Raw genomic sequence first — 21,144 nt, 5'->3', positions numbered from 1 at the left:
TGATCTGAACAAACCGGATGTTACGGAAATCGGAAGTAGTTGGATTCTCTACACTTGCTGATGGACGAACGGCCGCTGCTAGAACAGCAGATGGATAAACAGCACTTAATTGTTGTCCTTTCACCCAAAGTAGCCAAAACGGGCTCCAGTAGATGCTGTTTATCCACTTGTTCTGGCACATTCCTCGGTAAGCGACAAATTAAGATACATTTTTCCAACTGCTGTAGATGGAGGTTTAGTCTCCACCTGTACCGTGCCCCATTGTTTGAATTGACATTTGGGTAAAACCCACTTCTTAAGTATTGAACTTGAAGCTTCGTCGTCACTGCGGTGAACATTTGGACTTCCATGTATGCGAAAAACCGAACACAATTCCACGATTGCCCGGTTGCCCTATGAAGGCGCGTTCGTCAATGAAGTTGCAATGAAAAATAACCAGCCAAATCCGAGAGAAACGTAGCAATATTCAGCTACCTTCATTAAAGTTGTAATTTTTGCGACTTTTTTCTTTTGAATCCGTATATATACCTTTAATACGACTAAAATACGCCAAAAGGAGCGATGCATCTTGAATTTCATGAACCAGAATGGCGATAATATCCCAGGGTTCAAGCTGCCGAAGTTGAAGCCGGGCATGTACAAAAGGATAGGGGTGGGGGTAGCCGCTGCGGCTGTATTGCTGTATATCGGCGCCACCTCATTTTATACGGTGCAGGAGCAGGAACGTGCAGCAATTCTGACCTTCGGCAAGTATACGAATGAGAGCTCGGCCGGACTCCATTTCAAATGGCCTTATCCCATCCAGGATGTCATTACTGTGCCTGCCGAGCTGACCCAGCGGATTCATATCGGATACCGCCAGGAGGCTGACGGGGCTGTCCCGGTAGATGATGAAGCTATGATGATTACAGGTGACGAGAACATTGTCTCTGCCGATGCTGTAGTCCAGTGGAAAATCAGCAATATCCGTGATTACCTGTATAACATTGATGACCCGGACAAATTCCTGCGTAACTCGGCCAGCTCCTCGATCCGTGCGGTCATTGGTTCCGAGAAGCTGGATTATGCGATTACCGACGGGAAGACGGTGATTCAGGATAAGGTCCGCGTGCTGCTGGTGGATCTGCAGAAGAAATACAACACCGGCATTCAGATCATCGATATCAAGTTCCAGGATATTGAGCCGCCAAGCGGCCAGGTGGAGGAAGCCTTCCGCGAGGTGACGAACGCCCGTGAAGAGAAGAATACGAAGATCAACAACGCCAAGAAGTATGAGAACGATATCATTCCAAAGGCGCGCGGTGAAGCACAGGCCCTGCTGGAGCGTGCCGAAGGCGAGAAGAAGTCACGTATCCTGAATGCGCAGGGGGATGTGGCGCGTTTCAATGCGATTTTTGCCGAATATGCCAATAATCAGAGCGTCACCGAGAGCCGGCTGGTCCTGGAGACACTGGAGACGATCCTGCCTAACGCCAAAATATTCATTACGAACTCGAACAGTGACACTGTGAACTATCTGCCGCTGAATGAGCTGATGCGCAGCACCAAGGATAGCCCCTCTGCTCCTGCCGCTGTGAATCCGGCACCTTCAGCCGCACCGCAAGGAGGAGATGCCAAGTGAAAAGAAACCCGATTATCCTATTGATATCATCTATCGTCCTGATTATTTTGCTGGCCGGCTCTATGTATATTGTGAAGGAAGGGGAATATAAGGTCGTTCTCCGTTTCGGTGAAGCGATGCGTGCGGTGGAGGAGCCGGGGCTGAAGTTCAAGCTTCCTTTTGTCGAGAATGTCTCGGAGCTTCCCAAGTATCAGATGACGTACGAGAGCTCGCCGACCAGCATTCTGACCAAGGACCAGAAGCCGATTGTGGTCGATAATTATACCGTCTGGAGAATTACCAACGCCTCACAGTTTCTGAGAACCGTTCAATCGGTAAGCGGCGGGGTGCAGCGTATTGATGAAGCGGTATATAACTCGGTACGCCGCAAGCTGTCGGAGGTCAATTATGAGAATATTATTAGTGAGGACACCGGACGGGGCAATATTAATGATGAGATTACTAAGGACGTAGTAGCTGCGTTGACCCGTGATAACTACGGCATAGAAGTCATTGACGTACGGATCAAGCGTACCGACCTGCCGGAAGAGAACAAGCAGAGTGTGTACAACCGGATGATCTCGGACCGCCAGTCCATTGCTGCGCGTTATCTGTCCGAAGGGGATGAGGAGTCCAGGAAGATCACCTCCAAGGCGGACCGCGCCTCCAGAGAGCTGATGGCCCAGGCCGAAGCCGACTCCAAGAAGATCATCGCCGAAGGTGAAGGAGAAGCCGCCAAGATCTATAACTTGGCCTATGGAAAATCTCCCCAGTTCTATAGCTTTTACCGCACGCTGCAGAGTTATGTGACCACGCTGAAGAATGAGCCGGTCATCATGATCCCGATCGATTCGCCTTATGCGAAGATACTGATGGGACAACAATAGATCCCCACTAGCAAACACCCCTTAGAACAAATTCGTTCTAAGGGGTGTTTGTCGATTTACCCGGCTGGTCCTAAGATTGTTATTTCAGGAAAATAGGCTTATCTGGATACTACTCTTAATATACTATGCTATATCACTTTTGTTCAAATCTAAGGAGTGTTGTATTAATGATGACTTTACTCTGGAGTGGGCTCATATGAATCAGAAGATAAAACGAGTGCTGCTTGGCAGCCCGATCCATCAGAAACCGGAGATTCTGGAGCATTTTCTGAAGTCGCTGCAGCGGCTCAACCTTAACAATATTGAGCTGCATTACTATCTGATTGATGATAATGGGGATACAGCTTCCAGTGAACTTCTGCAGCAGTTCGCCCAAAGCGGGAGAACAGTCTTCCTGGAATCCTCTGGTTACCATGATGACTATATACGCGATGACAATGCTCATGCCTGGCGTATCAGCCTTGTCTGGAAGGTGGCCGAGTTCAAAAATCAGATGATCCGGCGTGCGGAAGCTTTCGGCTATGATTATCTGTTTCTGGTTGATTCTGATCTTATTCTTCATCCAAGTACGCTGGAACAGCTGATCAGTTCAGGCAAGGACATTATCGCTGAAGTGTTCTGGACCCAGTGGCAGCCGGGCAAGCTGGAACAGCCGCAGGTGTGGATGCATGACGAATACAACCAATGGGAAGCGTTGCCGGGAGAAAAGCTTTCACCTGAGGAGATCAAGCGCCGCCTGCATGCTTTTCTGCTTAAGATGAGACAACCGGGAATCTATGAAGTCGGCGGACTTGGGGCCTGCACTCTGATCAGCACACAGGCCATTAAGTCCGGTGTCAGTTACAAGAAGGTCCGAAATCTCTCCTATTGGGGAGAGGATCGTCATTTCTGTATCCGTGCAGCAGCACTTGATATTCCTCTTTTCGTCGATACCCACTATCCGGCACTACATCTCTATAGAGACAGTGATCTTGACAAAGTGGAGGAGTTCGTACGGCAGTCAACAGCAACTCCTGGGACGGAGCCAAGCGAGCATGACGGGAAACGGAATGATGAAGAGCTGGAGCGGAGCGAAGAAGCTAATCTGATTAAGCTGCAAGCGGCTGATGCGGCGCATGCCACCACCCCGGCAGCGGCACAACGCCGACCCAAGCTGACTCTCACGATGATCGTTAAGAATGAAGCCTCAAGGTTCCTGCGGCAGATTCTGGAAGAGCACCGCAAATATATCGACGAGGCCGTTATTATCGATGATGGCAGCACAGATGGGACAGCAGAATTAGTTAAGGAGGTTCTTGGGGGAATTCCGCTTAAGTTGATTCATAATCCGGTCTCCCGCTTCAACAAAGAATCCGAGCTGCGCAAGCAGCAGTGGGAAGCGGTGGTTGAGACCGGACCGGAATGGATTCTTAATCTGGACGGGGATGAGATGTTTGAATCCGGTTTTGCCGAAGAAGTGGACTCCCTGCTGAGAACGGAAGACTGCGACTTATTCTGCTTCCGCCTCTACGATTTCTGGGATGACAACCATTACCGCGAGGATAAGTACTGGCGGGCCCACCTGAGATACCGGCCGTTCCTGGTCCGCTACCGCCAAGACTTTACCTATCTCTGGAATGATCTACCGCAACACTCCGGGCGGTTGCCAGAGAATATTTGGGAATTGCCTCATCAATTGAGCAACCTGCGGATTAAGCATCTCGGTTGGTCGAAGCAGGAATTTCGGCTGGAAAAGTATATACGTTATATGCAACTGGACCCGGATGGCAAGTACGGCTGGAAGGAGCAATATCAATCCATCCTTGACGAGCATCCCCGTCTGTTGCCTTGGAGTGAATAGTAAGGGCATCCGTTTCTGTTACAGGAAGATCAGCAGTAGCGTACCCACCACGAAGCAGTAGTACGAAAAGTAAATCAGATTCCCCTTCGCCATAATGCCGATGAACCATCTCATGGCATAGTAGGTTGCGACGAGCGTGGTGAGGAAAGCGATCAGGTAGGGCATCGCCAGCGCGGAGCGGTTAGGGTCATGCACGATATCGGATGCACCCAGGATTAGTCCCCCGATGCTGATCGGGATGTAGAGCATGAACGAGAACTTCAAAGCGGTCTCCTGCTTCATGCCGACGGCAATGGAGGCAATCACAGTAGAACCGGAACGGCTGATGCCGGGAATCAGCGCCACCGCCTGAGCCAACCCGACGATGATGGCGTCTCTCACAGTGAGATTGCCGTCTCTTTTCTGGCCGCGCAGGTTGCGGATCAGCCAGAGGGCTACCCCGGTAATAAGTAAGCTGATGGATACGGTATGTACAGAGGTGAAGACGCGTTCGATCGTATCCTTGAAGAATACGGCGGCCACGGCTGCGGGAATCGTACCGATTATAATGTAGATGCAGAACATGAACTCTGACCGGTACTTGGGTTCGCGCGTCTTCAGGTAACGGAAGAAGCCTGTAATCAGATCCAGGATGTCTTTGCGGAAGATGAAGCAGATGGCAATCAAGGATGCCGTATTCGTTAAGATTTCAAAAGATAGCCCGTTCTGTTCCATGCCAAGCAGACGTTGTACGATGATCAAATGCCCGCTGGAAGAGACGGGGATCGGTTCCGTCACTCCCTGTACGAGCCCTAACAATAAGTATTTTAGCCAATCGAACCAATTCTCCATGAGTTCCTCCTGAATATAAACTGCAATTTCGTTAAGCCTGTCTTCTTCTTAGCCGCTTGGAAAAGACGTACAACCCGAAGCCGAGCAGGAACAGGGTTGCCGCCGGAAGAATGTAAGGCTTGACGATTTCGTCCACATGCTCCCATTGCGAGCCCAGCTTGTAGCCCAGATAGACATAGATCGAAGTGATCGGAAGCATGGCAAGGAAGGTGTACAGACTGAATTTGAACACATTCATTTTGGCAATCCCGCAAGGGATGGAGATCAGCGTTCTCACACCGGGGATGAAGCGCCCGTAGAAGGCTACACCGCTGCCGTATTTATCAAAGAAACGGTCGGAGGCCTCCAGGTGATGCGGACGGATGAAAAAATACTTCCCGTACTTAGCAATCGCAGGTCTGCCGCCAAACCTACCAAGGGCATAGAGCGTAAGAGGGCCGAAGGTGCCTCCAACAGTACCGGCAAGAATCGTAAGAATGAGCTTCATGTCCCCCAGATATACCCAATATCCGGCAAGTGGCAGCACGATTTCGGCAGGTACGAATTCAAACGACAAGGCGATGACTATTCCGGCATACGACAAATCTTTGAAAAAGAGTATAAATTCCGTGATCCATTCTGTCATGCATTTCTCTCCCTTCTCAAACAAAAAGCCCCCTAATTAAAGGGGGCAGTCTCATCAACTGTCAGCACCCTCTCATCTTTGCAAGGCATCCGGGATGCCTCTAGTGCTGTGCCCGTTCTGCTTATAGCATGCCGGTCACAGCGGTATCATCGGGCGAAGCCCTCCACCGAACTCTGGATAAGAGTATTATTCAATTTGATAACATTAAAACACACCTATATACCATTAAGCAAGTTTGGGAGAAGGGAGAAATTTTGGATGAAAATATGAAAGCGTTATTTCAGCTCAATCTTAAACACATCGCCCGCCTGCCCGCCGAAGACGGCCATTCCGCCCTGCGGCAACCGGACTGAAGGATCTTTGCTCACTCTGGAGTGGCTTACGATCATCCCGTCGGCATCATATACAACGAATCCGCCGCTTGGAGGAGCTGTCACGGTCATGGTTTTGCCGGCAGCTTTCTTGTCAATCTTGAACCATACGCTCTGGCCGCCCGCAGGAACGGTGCTGGTTGAAGCCGGGCCTCCGTAGATCGGCTTCACCGCATCGCCGCTGATATACGCATTGCCGTCGATGGTTAGATATTCTGCACCGTTCTGCTTGGAGAAGGTCAGATCGAAGGCGTCTCTGCCGTTCATGACCGGGATTTCAGCCGCATTGACGGCGGTGTTCTCGTCCACAATCCGCGTCCCGGTGGCGTAGCCTTGTTCAACCTCAATAGTCTTCGTCAAGATGGAAGGGGAGAGGTAGAAAAAGGAATTGATTTTCTCATCCACAGCGTAATAATGCTTCCCGTCTCTCTGCGCCCAGGCCTGCTTCGTAGAAGCATTCAGCGGATTAGCGTCCAGCTTCTGGTACTCGTAAGTGACCATCAGCATTTGACCGACACCGGGGATAGTCAAGTGGGTGTTCAGCTTCAGATAAGTCTTGCCGTTCTTCTGCTGATCGAAGCTCACGGCTGCACTGCCGTCCGGGCTTGTGAACTGTCCCTTGCCGGTATAAATATACTTCTGCGCTGGAATGAGTCCGCCCTCCAGCTCAGGCAGGTTGAGCGCTCCGTCCTTAATGGCTATGGCAGTGGTTGCGCCGACAGTCCCGTATAATCCAGAATAGGCTTCCAACTCGGCAGGCATCGCCGCTTTGACTGGAGGAGTGAAGGTGGCGTCCGGCAGAATCTTATTAATCTTCCCGGTGTCCTTCAGGTAGGCCAGCAGCACATTGGAGGCAAAAATGGTGTTATAGATGGAGCTTCCCCCCGACGAGAGCACTGCGATGGATATATCGGATTCCGGCAGGGTAATCAGGTCAGCGTGATACATGATGGTATCTCCGCCTTTGGATAAGGCCTTGATTCCGTAATCACCGAATGGTGCCAGATCTACGGCATCCCAGCCCAGACCGTAATTGAAAGAGTTGGTCTCCTCGGGTACCCAGAGTCCATTCTTATATTCCGGCTTACGCATCGCTTCGGCGGAGGCTTCCGACAGAATGTCCGGGTGCTTCCCGTTCAGCATCTCGGCGAATGTGGTCAGATCTTCGGCTGTGGAATAGAGGCCGCCTGCTCCGAGGATATTGGCGTTCTCGCTGGGCAATGCCTGCGTTAGTCCAGGGAAGTAGGTTTTGGCAAGCTGTTGCCGGTTAAAGGTATCCAGCGGCGTTTTGGTAGAGCTTAACTTCAGCGGGCTGCTCATATGCTGGTCCAGGAACTCTGTATAGCTGCTGCCGGTTACCTGCTCAATCATCAGTTCCAGCAGTTGAAAGCCGTCATTGCAGTATACGGAATAGGCTCCCGGATCGGATTTCAGCCGTTCGGACTGAAGCCTTGTCAGCAGTTCATCGTGATTCTGAGTGTCGCTATCGTCCATCAGAATGCTGTTCCCGTAGTGGCTGCCGTACAGGCCCGAGGAATGGTTCATTAACATGCGCGGCGTGATCTTCTTGTAGCGCTCATCGGCCATCTTGAACTGCGGCAGATACGTAGTCAGCGGCTGATCGATGTCAATCACCTTATCTTCGGCAAGCATCATTGTGGCTGCGGAGACATGCATTTTGCTGACAGAGCCGATGCCGAACATGGTATCCTTCGTGACGGGAGTCCCGGCTGCCTTATCGGACAGACCGAAGCCGCCGGACACCGTAATTTTACCTTGATCCCTGATAGCATACTGCATGCCGCTTACCCCGTAGTCGGATACGATCTTCGAGCCCAGCAGGCGGGCCGTTTCCTGCACTGGGCTCTCCTTCTCCTGCGCAGACGCCTGGGCTGCGGGGATCACCAGCATGGCCGTCAGTACGACTGAAGTTAACTTGTTCATCTTGAACTCCTCCTCTTGTGTCTCTTAGATAATCTTCCTGAAGTTATCATACAGGCAGAAGAGAGGAGCGTGGCCCGAATAACCCTGAAACGTTAATAACGATCCCTTAACGTAGAAATTTAGATTAAAAGGCACAAAAAACGGTAACAAAAAGTGAAAGAAGCGGAGGGGAAATTTGGAACTGAAGGAGCGGTAGCGACCGCCTTTGTATTTGGATTTCTACCGCTAAGAGCGGTCCAATCAGGAAATCAAAATACAACAGCGGCCGGAAGTCCAAATGTTCACCGCAGTGACGGCGAAACTTAATGTTTAGTGCATTTTATAAAGAAGCTTCGCGCGTGAAGGGGAGGACCACCATATTGTTGAATTCCCGATGCCCGGCTTCAATTGTCATATTCCCGCCGTACTTCTCGCAGATTCTGGAGATATTGGTCAGGCCGATGCCGTGGTATTCAGGGTCCGGCTTCCGGCTCTGCAAGGGGGCAGTCTCCGGGGCGGTATGATTCAGGATGCGGATGAACAGCGCGGATTCACTAGAGTGCATCTGGATCAGAATGTAGCGGTCCTCGGCGAGCCGTACTTTTTTGGAGGCCTCAATGGCATTATCCAGCATGTTGCCCAGCACAACGCACAGGTCATAACGGTCGATGTGAAGCTCACCAGGCAGCAGCTTGAGCCGGGTATCAATGCGGATGCCATTCGCTTGTCCGATATTCAGCGTGTTCGTGACCAGCGCATCCACCGCCAGATGGCCGGTGTTGACCCGCTGGTAGGCATCCTCCACTTTATTCAGCGTAAGCTTGATATGTTCGAGAGCCGCCGCCGGATCATCCCGCCGGATACACTCTTCAATGTAGAGGAACTGCTGATGGGTGTCGTGGATAATTCTTTTGATCGACTTGAAGCTGTGGACCGTCTTCTCATAGTTGGCGTCCTGATAGTTCATCTGGTGCTGGAGCTGGGCGTTCTCATGCATGAACTGGAACTTGTCGGTAATGGTATCGAAGATATAGACGATCATCACATTCAGGAACAGGAAGCCGAGAATCGCAATGAAATAATAGATATCCTTCTTCGAGTCTTCGGTGAGGACATTGATCTGATAGGTGCTGATGAGCGGGACGAGCAGGAACATCACATAATACCGGTAGGGCAGGGAGACGCTTCGCCGCTTGGAGATCAGCCGGATGATCTGAATCACCGGGAACATAATAATGCAGCTAAGGATCAGCCCCTTGATGAAGGCCGACCGGTCAATCCCCGCACCCGAGTTCATGCTGGTATAGTCCACCGAATCTATCATTGAGAAAATATACAGCGAGATAAAGCTGACCACTGTCATCAGCACAGCGTACAGCAGGGAAAAGATCGCCTGGGTCTTCACCTCCACCTTATAGGCTTGCGCCATACTGAAGATCATCAGCAAAGCTACGCCGGAGGAGAATAGAGGGGACAGCGGGGTGACCAGGTAGAGGAAGCAGAGTACCCCGTAGATCAGGAAGTATATGATCCGGTTGGGCTTCCTGACAGCTTTGTCAAATACCGAGGCGAAGAAGAACTGGGTCTGAAAACACATCACCAGCAGCACACAGACGATAAGGGTCAGATTATAGTGAGTCATACGAGCTACCCTTCATGATCATGAATTTGGTGTAGAAGTCCTTAACCTCTTTGATTTTGGACCGTCCGATGGGGAACTCCTGCCCGCCCGACATCAGCACGGAGCCGCCCGCGAACTTGTGGACATGCAGCAGGTTGATAATAATCGAACGGTGGATATGCAGAAAATGGCTGTCCCGTAAGGCTGAAGCGTACTCGGCAATAATTCCTCTGGTCTCATAGATTCCCGTGGTGGTAATCACATGCAGTTTGCTCTTGACCGTTAGACTCTTGGCCGCCTCAATCCCGATAATATCATCATGCCGCAAGACGACCTCCTCATACCCGGACTTGATGACCATGAATTTCTTATCCTGGGCCTGGAAGTAATCACACAGCTTAAGGATCTTCTCCTCCAGGAGCTGCGGGGCGACCGGCTTGATCAGATACTGGAAGGTAATCACGTCGAAGCTCTCCACCATATATTCTGGATAGCTGGTCAGGAATATGATCTGTTCGTCAAAATGCTTCTGGCTTCTCAAGCGGCGCGCCGCCATAATCCCGTTCATGCCGCCCATCTCCACATCCAGAATCAGGATATGGAAGGGGGATCCGCCCCGTTCATAGTGGGAGATTAGGTCTTCTCCCGAAGAAAACAGCTCGATTTCAAATTCGGTATCCGTCTTGACGGATAACCCGACCAGAATCCTCTTCACCCGCTCCCGCTGCTGTTCTTCATCCTCACATATCGCTACCCGATACATCCAAAGGCCCCCTTTCACTTCCGGCTCAATGCCTAAGCAGATATTTGTACACAACATTATATAGTATTGTCCAGGGGAATGAGCAGATCAGGGGGCCAAACGCATAAGTTAATCCCTGGACTGCAAAAGCGAATCCTTGGTGTGGAGAAGGATGAACGTGTTTGCTTGGATGGACGCTACGCAAATGGAACGTTGTTCCAATCGCTGTGAACGCTAAGCTTTTACACGGGTCGTTCAGCATGCTCCGCTGTTTGAGCGTAAGCCCCAGGAACAGTTGTCACTTCCACAGCCGCAACAGCGGCCCTGCTTCGCCGTATACGGGATCACGCTCCGGCAGCGGGACTTCACGGATCTCGGGGAGCGCCGCCGCGAAGTCGTCCGCGCCCGCCTGGCGGGTGTTATAGTCCATGCCGCCGGGATATGCGCCTGCAATACGGAAGTCAGGCGTGGCCGTGAGCTTCTTGTGTGCCGTCCCGGCAGGCAGCACCACAACGTCACCGGCTTCCACGTTGGCTGTGTATCCCGCATCTCCGCCAAGCTGGAGCTTGGCACTGCCGGAGATCACCCCCAGCACCTCATGCGCGTTGCTGTGATAGTGGTGATAGGGGAAGACGCCGTTCACCCAGCTATTCAGCCAGCCGTTGTTATTGAAGATCAGTTCGGTGTCTTCCGGGTGGTCCCGGAGCACCCCTTTATATAGCACGGCGGGAAGCTGCGGATTGTTCGGCAGCAGCCCATCCGGCTCGAAGCTGAGCTTAATTATAGATTCGTCCTGCTCCCGGCTTACCGAATTGTGTTCTGACATACGGATCATCTCCTACATGAATTTTGGTATATATAGAATTACCCTAAGGTTGGTAATGTAACTTCTGAAAATAAATTTCGTTAAAAGGTGAGAATCCCAGGTATTGATGGTACAACATCAGCTTTAAAACTGTAAGAATGAACCTCAGGGGTGTTAAGGGCTGGGCATGAATGTTGAGCTAACATTAGGCTGATACCGCACCCGTAGCTGACTTCTACTCATAAATTTAAGTAGTTGATTGTATTTCCTGCAATAGAAAATGCATAACTGACCGCAAAATGGGATTCTATTGTATTTCATACAAGTGGAATGTTGTGTTCTGGATGAAAACTGGCCTTTATTCAACATTCGATTGTCCTCAGCCTGTGAGTGGTGAAATTATAAGTGCAATTAATATAGCGGGGCTATTTTCTACCTGCTTGTAAAAGGGTAATTGATGGCATACAGTGTAACGTAGCTGTTATAGATGGTTGCGAAAGGGAGGGGTTATAGTGAGAATTATCCGTAAAATCAGTACCCTGCTGGCGGCCGCGCTGCTGCTGCCTGCCATTCTGGTGCCGCCGGGGGCAAAGGCTGCTCCCGCCGAGGCGAAGGCTGCACCGGCCGGGACGGTGGCCGCTGCCGCTTCACCCGCCCAGAGTCTGGCCACGAACGGGCTGGTGCCGCTGACCGGCGCGATCAACGGAAATCTGCCGATTCATATGTCCATTAAGGTGGAGAGCGGCGGGAAGCTGACCGGAAGTTATTATTATGATAAATACAAGAAGACAATCAGACTCACTGGTACAGTCAGCGGCAAATACGCGAATATGTATGAATACGATGCGAAGGGCAAGGAAACAGGCCATTTCGAAGGCTGGTGGATTCCCGGCACCGGCTTCGCCGGAGTATGGAGCAACCCGGACGGCACCCGCCAGCTGCCGGTAGAAGCTTTGACGGCTGCCGCCGCAGCCAGCGCCAAGGTGCCGGCAGCAGCGGACTGGAGCGGAGAGTGGTATATGGAGACTTATTCGCCCTTCTTCGGATCTTATGTTGAATTCAGCAATGTGAAGAGTGATAAGCTGATCTTCTCGTTGGATGCTTACGATGGCGCCCATTCCGGCCAGCTGTATGAAGAATCGGCAGTAGTCCGCAAACGGATGGCTGTCTACAAGGAAGAGGACGGTTCCGTAGTCTTTTTCTATCTGCTGAATGGCAATCTGTATGTCACCAGCCCTTCGCCGGTGTATTCTGCCGGGGCGAATGTAACCTACACCGGCCACTATACAAGAGACCCGCAAGAGACCGTCTACACGCTGCGGGATACCGGTGTCTTCAAGACGGCCGCAGATGATAAAGCCTTCCGTAAGCTGGTAGGAGAAGATTATGATTTGTTCCTGTACAGTATGCAGCTGCTGGATGAACCGAAGGATCTGGACGGCAAGGGGGCAAAGGTGGTAGAGGGCGGCGTGAGAGGGCTGTTCACCCTTACGGAAGCCATCATCATGTTTGATAAGCAGGGGCATTTCTGGGCAGCTGCGCTCGATTCGGATGAAGCCTCTGATTCAGAGGAGATTCCCGAGACCTTCGTGCGGTTCTATACGAATGTTCCTGGCACCAGCAAGCTGCCGAAGACGATTGTGAAATGGATGGAGGGTTTTCCCGATTATACGGTGGTCTACATGAATTTCTAAATCTTGCGCCAGAGCGTTTTAAGTTCCCCATAACGGGTACATTGAAAAAGTGAGGGTCCGACTGGCATGGGTAGCTACTGCACAAGAATTAGTGTCACCGGTGATGTCAGCGGATTCGCATGTCCTGCAGCTTTTCACTGAAAGGACGGGACAGCGCGCATGCGCAGGTCCTGCCGCTATAATGGAAGCTGCGGGTGCAACAAGAAACGGTATGCCTAACCCCTGACCGGGGGGCGGCATACCGTTTTTGTATGGATTCTGTAATCGCCGAAGTTCCGGCACGGAATCAAGTATATAGACGCTTCCAGTTGGCATACCAGCGCTCGACCTTGGCGGATGGAGTGAGCTTCAGGTCCCGCCAGAGCAGGCTGCGGAGCTTCTCATATTGCTCCTGTACGAAGCTCAGCTCGCCCAGCCGGTTATAGAATTCCATGAGTGCCAGGTAACCTGGCTCGTGGTAGGGATGCAGCTCCACAATCCGCTGATAGGTGTTGACCGCCTTGGTGATATTATCCTTGACGGTATAATAGTCAGCCAGCTCTGTGGCATGCTGCAGGGAGAGGTTCCTCAGCCGCTGCCGTTCACTCTCGGCCCACAGATACTCATAATCCCCCAGGTAATCGCCGGTATAGAGTTTCAGTAGCTCCTCATGCTCCGCGGCGTTATAATCATCCACCGGGTCCAGGGAGACGACACCTTCCTCCCACAGCACCGCATCGATCTGCGCGTCGCCGCTCTCCAGCATATACCCCTCGCCTACGCTCGCATTGCTGATCACAAGGCCGATGTCGGCCCGTTTCAGCGATTGCCTGATCTGGTAGATGGCCGTATACAGATGAGTGGAGGCACGCTTGAATGATGCCTCGGGCCAGAGCAGCTCGACCAGCTTGTCCTTGACGACAATCCGGTCATGATGATACAGCAGGAAGGCGAACAGCTCCTGGGCTTTGGAAGTCCGCCAGCGGAAATCCCGGATAGGAACACCTCCCCGTTCGAACTGGATGGCATTGAAGCAGCGGATCAGCAGCGAGTCCGGCTTGTCCGTGTGAAGCTGGTTGATCTTCCGGCTCCTGATTCGCTGGAGGGTCCGGCTCAGCCGTTCCCTGGAGACCGGCTTGAGCAGATAATCCTGCGCGCTGACCTCGAAGGCTTCCAGCGCGAAGCTGTTATGGGCGGAGACGAATACAATGGCTGAGCCGGGACAGCTCTCCTCCAGCTGCTTCGCAGCCTCCATGCCGTTCAGCCCCGGCATATCAATATCAAGAAAGATAATATCTGCCTCCCAGCCGGCCGCTTCGCTCATAGCCAGCTGGGGGTTGGTATAGGTTGCCGTTACAATGGTCGATCCCAGCGCCCTGAGCGTCGATTCCAGCTGAATCAGGGCGAGTCGTTCATCATCGATCAGCACTACCCTAAGCATTGTAGCACCTCCTTGTACAGGATATAGCGGATGGAGAATGGTTCACTCGATACGCCGGAGTGGAATCATAAAGGAGACGGTGGTTCCAAAGCCGGGACGGCTCTGAATGGACAAGCCTTGCCCGTAGCGTTCAATCAGCCTCCGGTTCGTATTCCATATCCCGATACCGGAGCTCTTGTCTTTATGCTTCATCAGCAGGCGGTTAATGTGCGCCTGCTCCATGCCTCTGCCATTGTCTTGCACCGCAAGCCGGACATGCTCCTCCTCCTCTTCAATGCGGATAGTAAGTAGGCCTCCCTCTATAAGACTGAGCAGCCCGTGACGGACAGCATTCTCTACCAGCGGCTGCAAGATCAGCGGGGGAACCCGCAGCAGTCCGGTATAATTCCGTTCCCACTTGACCTCCAGCCGTTCGCCGAACCGCACCTTCTCAATATATAAATAGGCCTCCACTAACGATAGCTCCTGCTTCAAATGAATCAGTGTACCGGTATTCATCAGGTCGAAGCTTGAGCGCAGGTAGGAGGAGAAGGCCTCAATCAGCTGCTGCATCTGGCAGAGATCAATGGTACTGAGCGTGGCGATGGAGTTCAGGGCATTGAACAGGAAATGAGGGCGGATCTGCGCCTGGAGGTAAGCCATCTCCAGCCGCAGGCTGTGAGCGACGGTCTGCTTCAGCCGCGCCAGCCCGGTAACCCGGTATTTCAATTCCAGGCTGTCTACCGGCTTAGTCACATAATCATTAGCCCCCTGCTGAAATCCGTAGTAGATCTCCTCACGCATAGCACGTGCCGTCAGCAGCAGCACCGGTAACTCTGACACCGGATAACGCTCCCTTACCCGGCGGGTAAGCTCATAGCCGGACATGCCGGGCATCATCACATCGGTAATCAGCAGATCCCATGATTCCTCCTCCAGCCGGATCAGGGCTTCCTCCCCGCTTAACACAGAGGTCAACTGATAGATATCCTCATGCAAAATGGTCGCGAGCACCCGGAGATTAACCGGGTCATCGTCAACAGCCAGTATCTTCAGTTCGGCTCCCTCCGTATCCAAGCCGGAGGGGGACGGAGGCACTCCCGCAAGGAATGGCTCTTCGTCCTTATTGCGCACATGGACACTCCGGCCGGTGTATGCAGCGCCCGGCGCTTCCACTGCTTCCATCCTGCCGAACTGCTCATCCGTGAAAAAGGCTTCGTCAGCCAGCTGCAGGGTGAAGCGGAAGACCGAGCCTTCCCCAAGCCTGGACTCCACGGTCAGCCTTCCCCCGTGCAGCTCCACCAGCTGCCGGGTAATGCCGAGGCCCAGACCCAGGCCACCACGGTCCTGTCCGCCTGCCTGTTCATAAGGAAGGAAGATACGCGCGAGCGCTTCTTCCTCCATCCCCGCACCTGTGTCAGCCACGCTGATCAGCAGCTTCCCGTCCGCTTCTTCGGCAGTCACAAGGATACTTCCCTGCTCGGTCCATTTCACGGCATTATGTATCAGGTTGAAGAGAATCTGGATCAGCCGCTTCTCATCGGCCCATACACGCGGCAGCGAAGCGGATACGCTTACATGAAGCGTCAGGTTCTTGCCGTCCGTTAAGTAACGGAGCATATCCGCAACTCCTGCCGCTGTAGTATAGACAGATAACGGCACCGGATGAAGGACCATCCGGTTCTCCCGCAGCAGGGTGAGATCCAGCAGATCATCCAGCAGCTGTGACATTTGCCGTCCGATGCGTACCAGCAGCTCCAGGTCTCCGGCTTCTTCATCCGGGGAGGCTGCCCGCTTCTTGTCGTATTCCGACTGGGCAATGCTCATCATGCCGTGCAGCGGTGTCCGCAACTCATGCGAGGTATTCATCAGGAACCGGTCCTTCTGCTTGTCCGCTTGCAGCAGCTGTTCATAGAGCTGCCTGTTCTCATTGGACCGCCGGATATACTGCTTCAGGGCATAGGCAGAGAAACCGGCGATAGCAGCCAGGATATCTATGGAGTAGAACGGAAGATTCTTCCGGTAACTATTCACCGTGGTTCCCCAAATCACCCCGGATAGAATCGAGGAGCCGATGAAGGTAAGGAACCCGACGTCTTTTTTTTGCTTATAGACCATAATTCCGAATAGCACAAACATCCAGCAGGGGGGGATCATATACAGGAGGCTGAAATAAATAGTGGCATTGGACAGAACGATATGAATCGGAAGGAAGCAAAGGCAAAGTGTATAGAGCAGAAGAAGCAAGCTGTACACCTTGAAGGCCCGGCTGACTGCCTGGGCACTGTAGAATTTGTAGGTAAGCAGCAGCATGAAAAAGACCATCCATACATAAGACAGCAGCTTGACCTTGATTCCCCAGGTATAGTTCAGCGGCAGCACAAGGAACAGCAGGACGTCATTATCCGCTGCGATGGAGACGGCTATGATGATCAACATAAGCGCAAATAAGAGCAGAGACGGGTGTTCTTTGTCAAGCAGGTACAGAATACAGACATACAGCGCGTGCAGAAGAAGGATGATGATCGTAGCTAACTGAAAAGAGGTAGAGTACCAGCGCTCCTTCTGAACCATAGACTGGGCGCCGAAACGGATGGAATAGGAAATGCCTGCCTTCTCCCCATGCTCATAATTGGCAGTCTGGATCAGGACAAGCATGTCCTTCGTCCCTTCCGGGGGGAGATAGTGAACGGCATAGGGAATGGCCATGGGATGGTACAGCTCCTTGCGCGCTGCGGGTTGACCCATAGCCTGAAGGGGGCGGCCGTTAATCTCAATCCGGGAAGAAGCCTGGATCTGCTGGGCCCAGAAGCTATAGGGTTCATCCAGCGGCTGATCGACCAGAATGCGGAGGGCAAATGTGCCATAGCCCAGAGAGGAACCGGACAGGGAATCCTTCCAGTTGCCGGGTACCTCTACAGGGACAGCGGCTCCGGCGGCGCCTGAGCGGATATCGCTTTCGCTGACCAGACGGTTCGGATAAAATTCCCATGTCCCGTCGAGGACAAGCGAATGGGCATCCTTGAAGGTCCAGCCGCGTAAATCAAGCACGCCTGCATCCGCACTGGGCTGCTCCGGCAAGGCAAAAATCTGCTGCCACGCCCTTTGCATCCCCAATAACAGAGTCATATATATCACGATTAACGTCAGATGCTTCATGTAATATTTGGAATTTTTATTCATCATTCAGTAAGAATTCGACAAAGCAAAGGCAGAACCTCTAAAAAAATTAAATAAATTCTGTGACAATCCGGAGGGGCTTCTGTGAATGATCCTGGCGGTTTATGTCAGAATCAGACTCGTTCTTTTGTCCTGCTTTCCAGGCAGGCCAATAGTGCTGCTTGCACAGCCCTTTCGCATAGTGTCTTCTGTTGCAGTCCTCTTTCGTACATTTTCTTTCATTGATGGCTCTGAGTCTTCCCATGTATGCATCCCTCCATAACGGTATCGTTTCAAGTCAAGCCCATTATAGAGAACCCTCATAGACAAGAACTGAACAAAAATGGAATTAAAATTCCAGTTAATTCTAATCGTATTTAACCTCCGGTCTGCATATAAATGATGTACCAAGTCCGACAAAACCACTAAATGAAAACCATTAGTTAAAGGAGGGGAGCTTTTGCCCACAGAAGCTGCAACCTTACGTGAGCAAATTCTGAAGCTGACAGGAGAATATTACGACATTCGTTGGCCCGGCCGGTCCTTCGTACCTGGACGCGATTACGTGCCGGTAAGCGGCAAGGTGTTCGATGGCGAAGAATTGATGAGTCTGGTGGATGCTTCACTTGATTTCCACCTGACAGCGGGCAGGTATACTGGCGAATTCGAGCGCAGGTTCTCCCAGATTATGGAGAGAAAGCATACCCTGCTGGTTAACTCGGGTTCGAGCGCGAATCTGCTTGCTGTCGCAGCACTTACCTCGCCGCTGCTCGGCGAACGCCGGCTGCGGCCGGGTGATGAGGTGATCACCGTTGCCGCCGGATTTCCGACCACGGTCAATCCGCTGATACAGCATGGACTTATTCCAGTATTCGTCGATGTTGAGCTGCCCACCTACAATATAAATACAGCTCAGCTGGACGCCGCGCTCAGCCCCCGTACCAAAGCGGTCATGCTGGCGCACACACTGGGCAATCCCTTCGATCTGGCCAGTGTTAAGGCATTCACGGACCGGCATGGACTGTGGCTGATTGAGGATACCTGCGATGCTGTGGGATCACTGTATGAAGGCCGGCCGGCCGGTTCCTTCGGCGATCTGGCCACGGTCAGCTTCTTCCCTGCCCATCATTTGACCATGGGCGAGGGCGGTGCGGTACTCACCTCCGGTGCCAGGCTCAAAAAAATTGTCGAATCGCTCCGTGACTGGGGCAGGGACTGCTGGTGCCAGCCGGGAACCGACAATACCTGCGGCAAGCGGTTTGACTGGACTAAGGGAGACCTGCCTGCCGGATACGACCACAAATATACGTATAGCCACATTGGCTACAATCTGAAGGCTACAGATATGCAGGCCGCCATCGGAGTCTCCCAACTGGAGAAGCTGGAAGGGTTCCATGCTGCACGCAGACGTAACTTTAACTATATGAAGGCAGCGCTGAAGCCTGCGGAGGAATGGCTTATTCTTCCACAGGCGACGCCGCGCAGTGATCCGAGCTGGTTCGGCTTCCCGCTGACCGTGAGGGAGGATGCGCCCCTCACGCGCAATGAAATCGTGCGCAGGCTGGAGAAGGCGCGGGTTGGCACCCGGCTCTTGTTCGCCGGGAATCTGCTCAAGCAGCCTGCCTACTCCGGTGTGGCGCACCGTGTCGCCGCGCCGCTCATTCAGACGGACAGGATCATGAACGATACGTTCTGGGTGGGAATCTATCCGGGACTTTCGACAGAGATGCTCGATTATACTGCCGAGGTATTGCTGGGCTTGCTGAAAGGTAAGGAGGTAACAAGATGAAGGTAGTCATTCTGGCCGGGGGCTACGGGACCCGGATCAGTGAAGAGACCGATGTGAAGCCCAAGCCGATGATTGAGATCGGCGACAAGCCGCTGCTGGTGCATATTATGGAGAATTATGCTGCTTACGGCTTCGATGATTTTGTCATTTGCCTGGGATATTTGGGGCATGTCATTAAACAATATTTCTCCGACTTCTATCTCCAGAGCTCGGATATTTCTTTCGATTTCGGTAATGGCAACCAGATCACCCGCCATAACCGTCAGCTGCGAAACTGGAAGGTAACGCTCGCGGACACAGGCAAAGAAGCGATGACTGGCGGAAGAATCCGGCAAGTCCAGAAATACATCGGAAATGAACCGTTCATGCTGACCTATGGGGATGGTGTTGCGGATATTAATATACAGCAGTTACTGGACTTCCATCGCTCTCACGGGAAGCTGGCGACTGTGACTGCTGTTCAGCCGTCGGGCCGTTTCGGTGCGCTGGACCTAGCAGAGGATACCAAGGTAACCGGATTCGTAGAGAAGCCCAAAGGGGACGAAGGATGGGTGAACGGCGGCTTCTTCGTACTAGAGCCCGAGGTATTCTCTCTAATCGAAAGTGACAGCACCGTCTGGGAGCAGGAGCCGCTCCGGGAGCTGGCAGCGCGGGATGAGCTAAGGGCTTACAAGCATCACGGGTTCTGGCAGCCGATGGATACACTCCGCGACAAGCGTTATCTGGAGGAGCTGTGGCGGGAGGGAGGACTCCTGTGGATGAGAACGAACTGACAGCGGCGAGATTCTGGAAGGGGCGGCGTGTCTTCGTAACCGGACACACCGGCTTCAAGGGAAGCTGGCTCACCCGGTGGCTGACGATGCTGGGCGCAAGCGTCAGCGGTTATGCCTGGGACCGGGATGAGTATAAGCTCTTCCCGCTGATCGGAGCTGCGCCTGAGGTCCATACGGTCTGGGGGGATGTACGGAACCGGCAGCGCCTGGATGCAGCGCTGCGGGAAGCGGCCCCGGAGGTGGTATTCCATCTGGCTGCCCAGCCGCTGGTCCGCACCTCTTACCAGTTCCCGGCCGATACCTTCGAGGTGAATGTGATGGGAACAGTGAATCTGCTGGAGGCGGTCGCAAGCTCGGTTGATTCCGGGATCCCTGTCAAAGCAGTCGTTAACGTTACGACGGATAAGTGCTATGACAACCGTGAATGGATCTGGGGTTACCGCGAGACCGATCCGCTGGGCGGCTATGACCCTTACTCTTCCAGCAAGGCGTGTTCCGAGCTCGTGACGCAGGCTTACCGCAACAGCTACTTCCAACCGGCGCGTTATGCCGAGCATGGCGTGGCTGTCGCTACCGCCAGGGCGGGGAATGTCATCGGGGGCGGCGATGATTCCCAGGACCGGCTGGTGCCGGACTGCCTGCGGTCATTCGCCGCTGGCTTGAGGCCGCTGCTGCGCAGCCCGGCGGCGACGCGACCCTGGCAGCATGTGCTTGAGCCGCTTAGCGGCTATCTGCTGCTGGCCGAGAAGCTGGTGCAGGAGGGGGCGGAGTATGCTGCCGCCTGGAATTTCGGCCCTGAGGAGCAGAGCGTTCACAGTGTCGAGAAGGTGGCCGTCCGGCTCGCAGCGCTCTGGGGAGAGGGAGCGGGTATTGATATCGCTGGTATCTCGGGGCTGCATGAGGCTGGTGAACTGCAGCTTGACAGCACCAAGGCCCGCCGCCTGCTGGGCTGGCGCTCCCGCTGGAGTGTTGAGCAGGCTCTGCAGAAGACGGTGGAATGGCAGAGAGCGCTGGATGCAGGGCAGGATATGCGGAACATCAGCGAGCAGCAGATTCGCGAATATATGACACAGAACCTATAGGAG

Annotated in this window: 15 protein-coding genes; 7 read left to right on the top strand and 8 right to left on the bottom strand. The window is 53.0% G+C overall.

Features of this window, described 5'->3' with window-relative positions:
* Positions 1-577: 577 nt before the first annotated feature.
* From hflK to NST69_RS21640, 3 genes are all read left to right on the top strand, one after another.
* Entirely contained in the window at positions 578-1,621 is a 1,044-nt protein-coding gene (hflK, locus tag NST69_RS21650; RefSeq protein ID WP_081751095.1) for an FtsH protease activity modulator HflK, read from the top strand.
* Entirely contained in the window at positions 1,618-2,487 is an 870-nt protein-coding gene (locus NST69_RS21645) for a protease modulator HflC (protein ID WP_036699631.1), read from the top strand. Before hflK ends, NST69_RS21645 begins: the two co-directional genes overlap by 4 nt.
* Before the next feature lie 196 nt (positions 2,488-2,683).
* Positions 2,684-4,327 (top strand): glycosyltransferase family 2 protein, encoded by a 1,644-nt coding sequence (locus NST69_RS21640; protein WP_342547083.1) that lies wholly within the window; start codon positions 2,684-2,686, stop codon positions 4,325-4,327.
* 18 nt (positions 4,328-4,345) lie between these two features.
* On the opposite strand, the gene NST69_RS21635 is transcribed toward NST69_RS21640, so the two are convergent.
* The 6 genes from NST69_RS21635 to NST69_RS21610 all read right to left on the bottom strand — a co-directional run bounded on the left by NST69_RS21635 (position 4,346) and on the right by NST69_RS21610 (position 11,266).
* The gene (locus NST69_RS21635; RefSeq protein ID WP_342547082.1) at positions 4,346-5,158 is read right to left on the bottom strand and encodes an undecaprenyl-diphosphate phosphatase; all 813 of its coding nucleotides are present in this window, start codon (positions 5,156-5,158) and stop codon (positions 4,346-4,348) included.
* Positions 5,159-5,189: 31 nt separating this feature from the next.
* A complete protein-coding gene (locus tag NST69_RS21630; RefSeq protein WP_036724017.1) occupies positions 5,190-5,783 on the bottom strand; it encodes a DedA family protein in 594 nt (197 codons plus the stop codon).
* A 275-nt stretch (positions 5,784-6,058) separates the two neighbouring features.
* Positions 6,059-8,098 carry a serine hydrolase domain-containing protein gene (locus NST69_RS21625; protein ID WP_342547081.1) on the bottom strand — a complete coding sequence of 680 codons (2,040 nt, stop codon included), beginning with the start codon at positions 8,096-8,098 and terminating at the stop codon, positions 6,059-6,061.
* Positions 8,099-8,417: 319 nt separating this feature from the next.
* The gene (locus NST69_RS21620; RefSeq protein ID WP_342547080.1) at positions 8,418-9,719 is read right to left on the bottom strand and encodes an ATP-binding protein; all 1,302 of its coding nucleotides are present in this window, start codon (positions 9,717-9,719) and stop codon (positions 8,418-8,420) included.
* Entirely contained in the window at positions 9,706-10,461 is a 756-nt protein-coding gene (locus tag NST69_RS21615) for a LytTR family DNA-binding domain-containing protein (RefSeq protein WP_342547079.1), read from the bottom strand. The genes NST69_RS21620 and NST69_RS21615 overlap by 14 nt, the downstream gene beginning before the upstream one ends.
* Before the next feature lie 277 nt (positions 10,462-10,738).
* The gene (locus NST69_RS21610) at positions 10,739-11,266 is read right to left on the bottom strand and encodes a cupin domain-containing protein (RefSeq protein ID WP_342547078.1); all 528 of its coding nucleotides are present in this window, start codon (positions 11,264-11,266) and stop codon (positions 10,739-10,741) included.
* Between the two features lie 491 nt (positions 11,267-11,757).
* Here NST69_RS21610 and NST69_RS21605 point away from each other — a divergent pair, with 491 nt between their 5' ends.
* Positions 11,758-12,939, top strand: coding sequence for a hypothetical protein (locus NST69_RS21605; RefSeq protein ID WP_342547077.1), 1,182 nt, complete (start codon positions 11,758-11,760; stop codon positions 12,937-12,939).
* 286 nt (positions 12,940-13,225) lie between these two features.
* On the opposite strand, the gene NST69_RS21600 is transcribed toward NST69_RS21605, so the two are convergent.
* Entirely contained in the window at positions 13,226-14,359 is a 1,134-nt protein-coding gene (locus NST69_RS21600) for a response regulator (RefSeq protein WP_342547076.1), read from the bottom strand.
* Between the two features lie 42 nt (positions 14,360-14,401).
* A complete protein-coding gene (locus NST69_RS21595; RefSeq protein ID WP_342547075.1) occupies positions 14,402-17,524 on the bottom strand; it encodes an ATP-binding protein in 3,123 nt (1,040 codons plus the stop codon).
* Positions 17,525-17,957: 433 nt separating this feature from the next.
* On the opposite strand from NST69_RS21595, the gene rfbH reads away from it, so the two are divergent.
* The 3 genes from rfbH to rfbG are packed head-to-tail and all read left to right on the top strand — an operon-like array spanning position 17,958 to position 21,141.
* On the top strand, positions 17,958-19,286 hold the full coding sequence (gene rfbH / locus NST69_RS21590; protein WP_342547074.1) for a lipopolysaccharide biosynthesis protein RfbH: 1,329 nt from the start codon (positions 17,958-17,960) through the stop codon (positions 19,284-19,286).
* Positions 19,283-20,059: a glucose-1-phosphate cytidylyltransferase gene (rfbF, locus tag NST69_RS21585; protein WP_342547073.1), complete on the top strand. Its 777-nt coding sequence runs from the start codon at positions 19,283-19,285 to the stop codon at positions 20,057-20,059. Before rfbH ends, rfbF begins: the two co-directional genes overlap by 4 nt.
* Positions 20,041-21,141, top strand: coding sequence for a CDP-glucose 4,6-dehydratase (rfbG, locus tag NST69_RS21580; RefSeq protein ID WP_339249943.1), 1,101 nt, complete (start codon positions 20,041-20,043; stop codon positions 21,139-21,141). Before rfbF ends, rfbG begins: the two co-directional genes overlap by 19 nt.
* The last annotated feature ends 3 nt before the right edge of the window (positions 21,142-21,144 follow it).

Source organism: Paenibacillus sp. FSL P2-0089, assembly GCF_038595095.1.
GTDB lineage: Bacteria > Bacillota > Bacilli > Paenibacillales > Paenibacillaceae > Paenibacillus_AQ > Paenibacillus_AQ silagei.
Note: the sequence above shows the minus strand (reverse complement) of the source record. Positions and strands in the feature narration are given on the sequence as shown.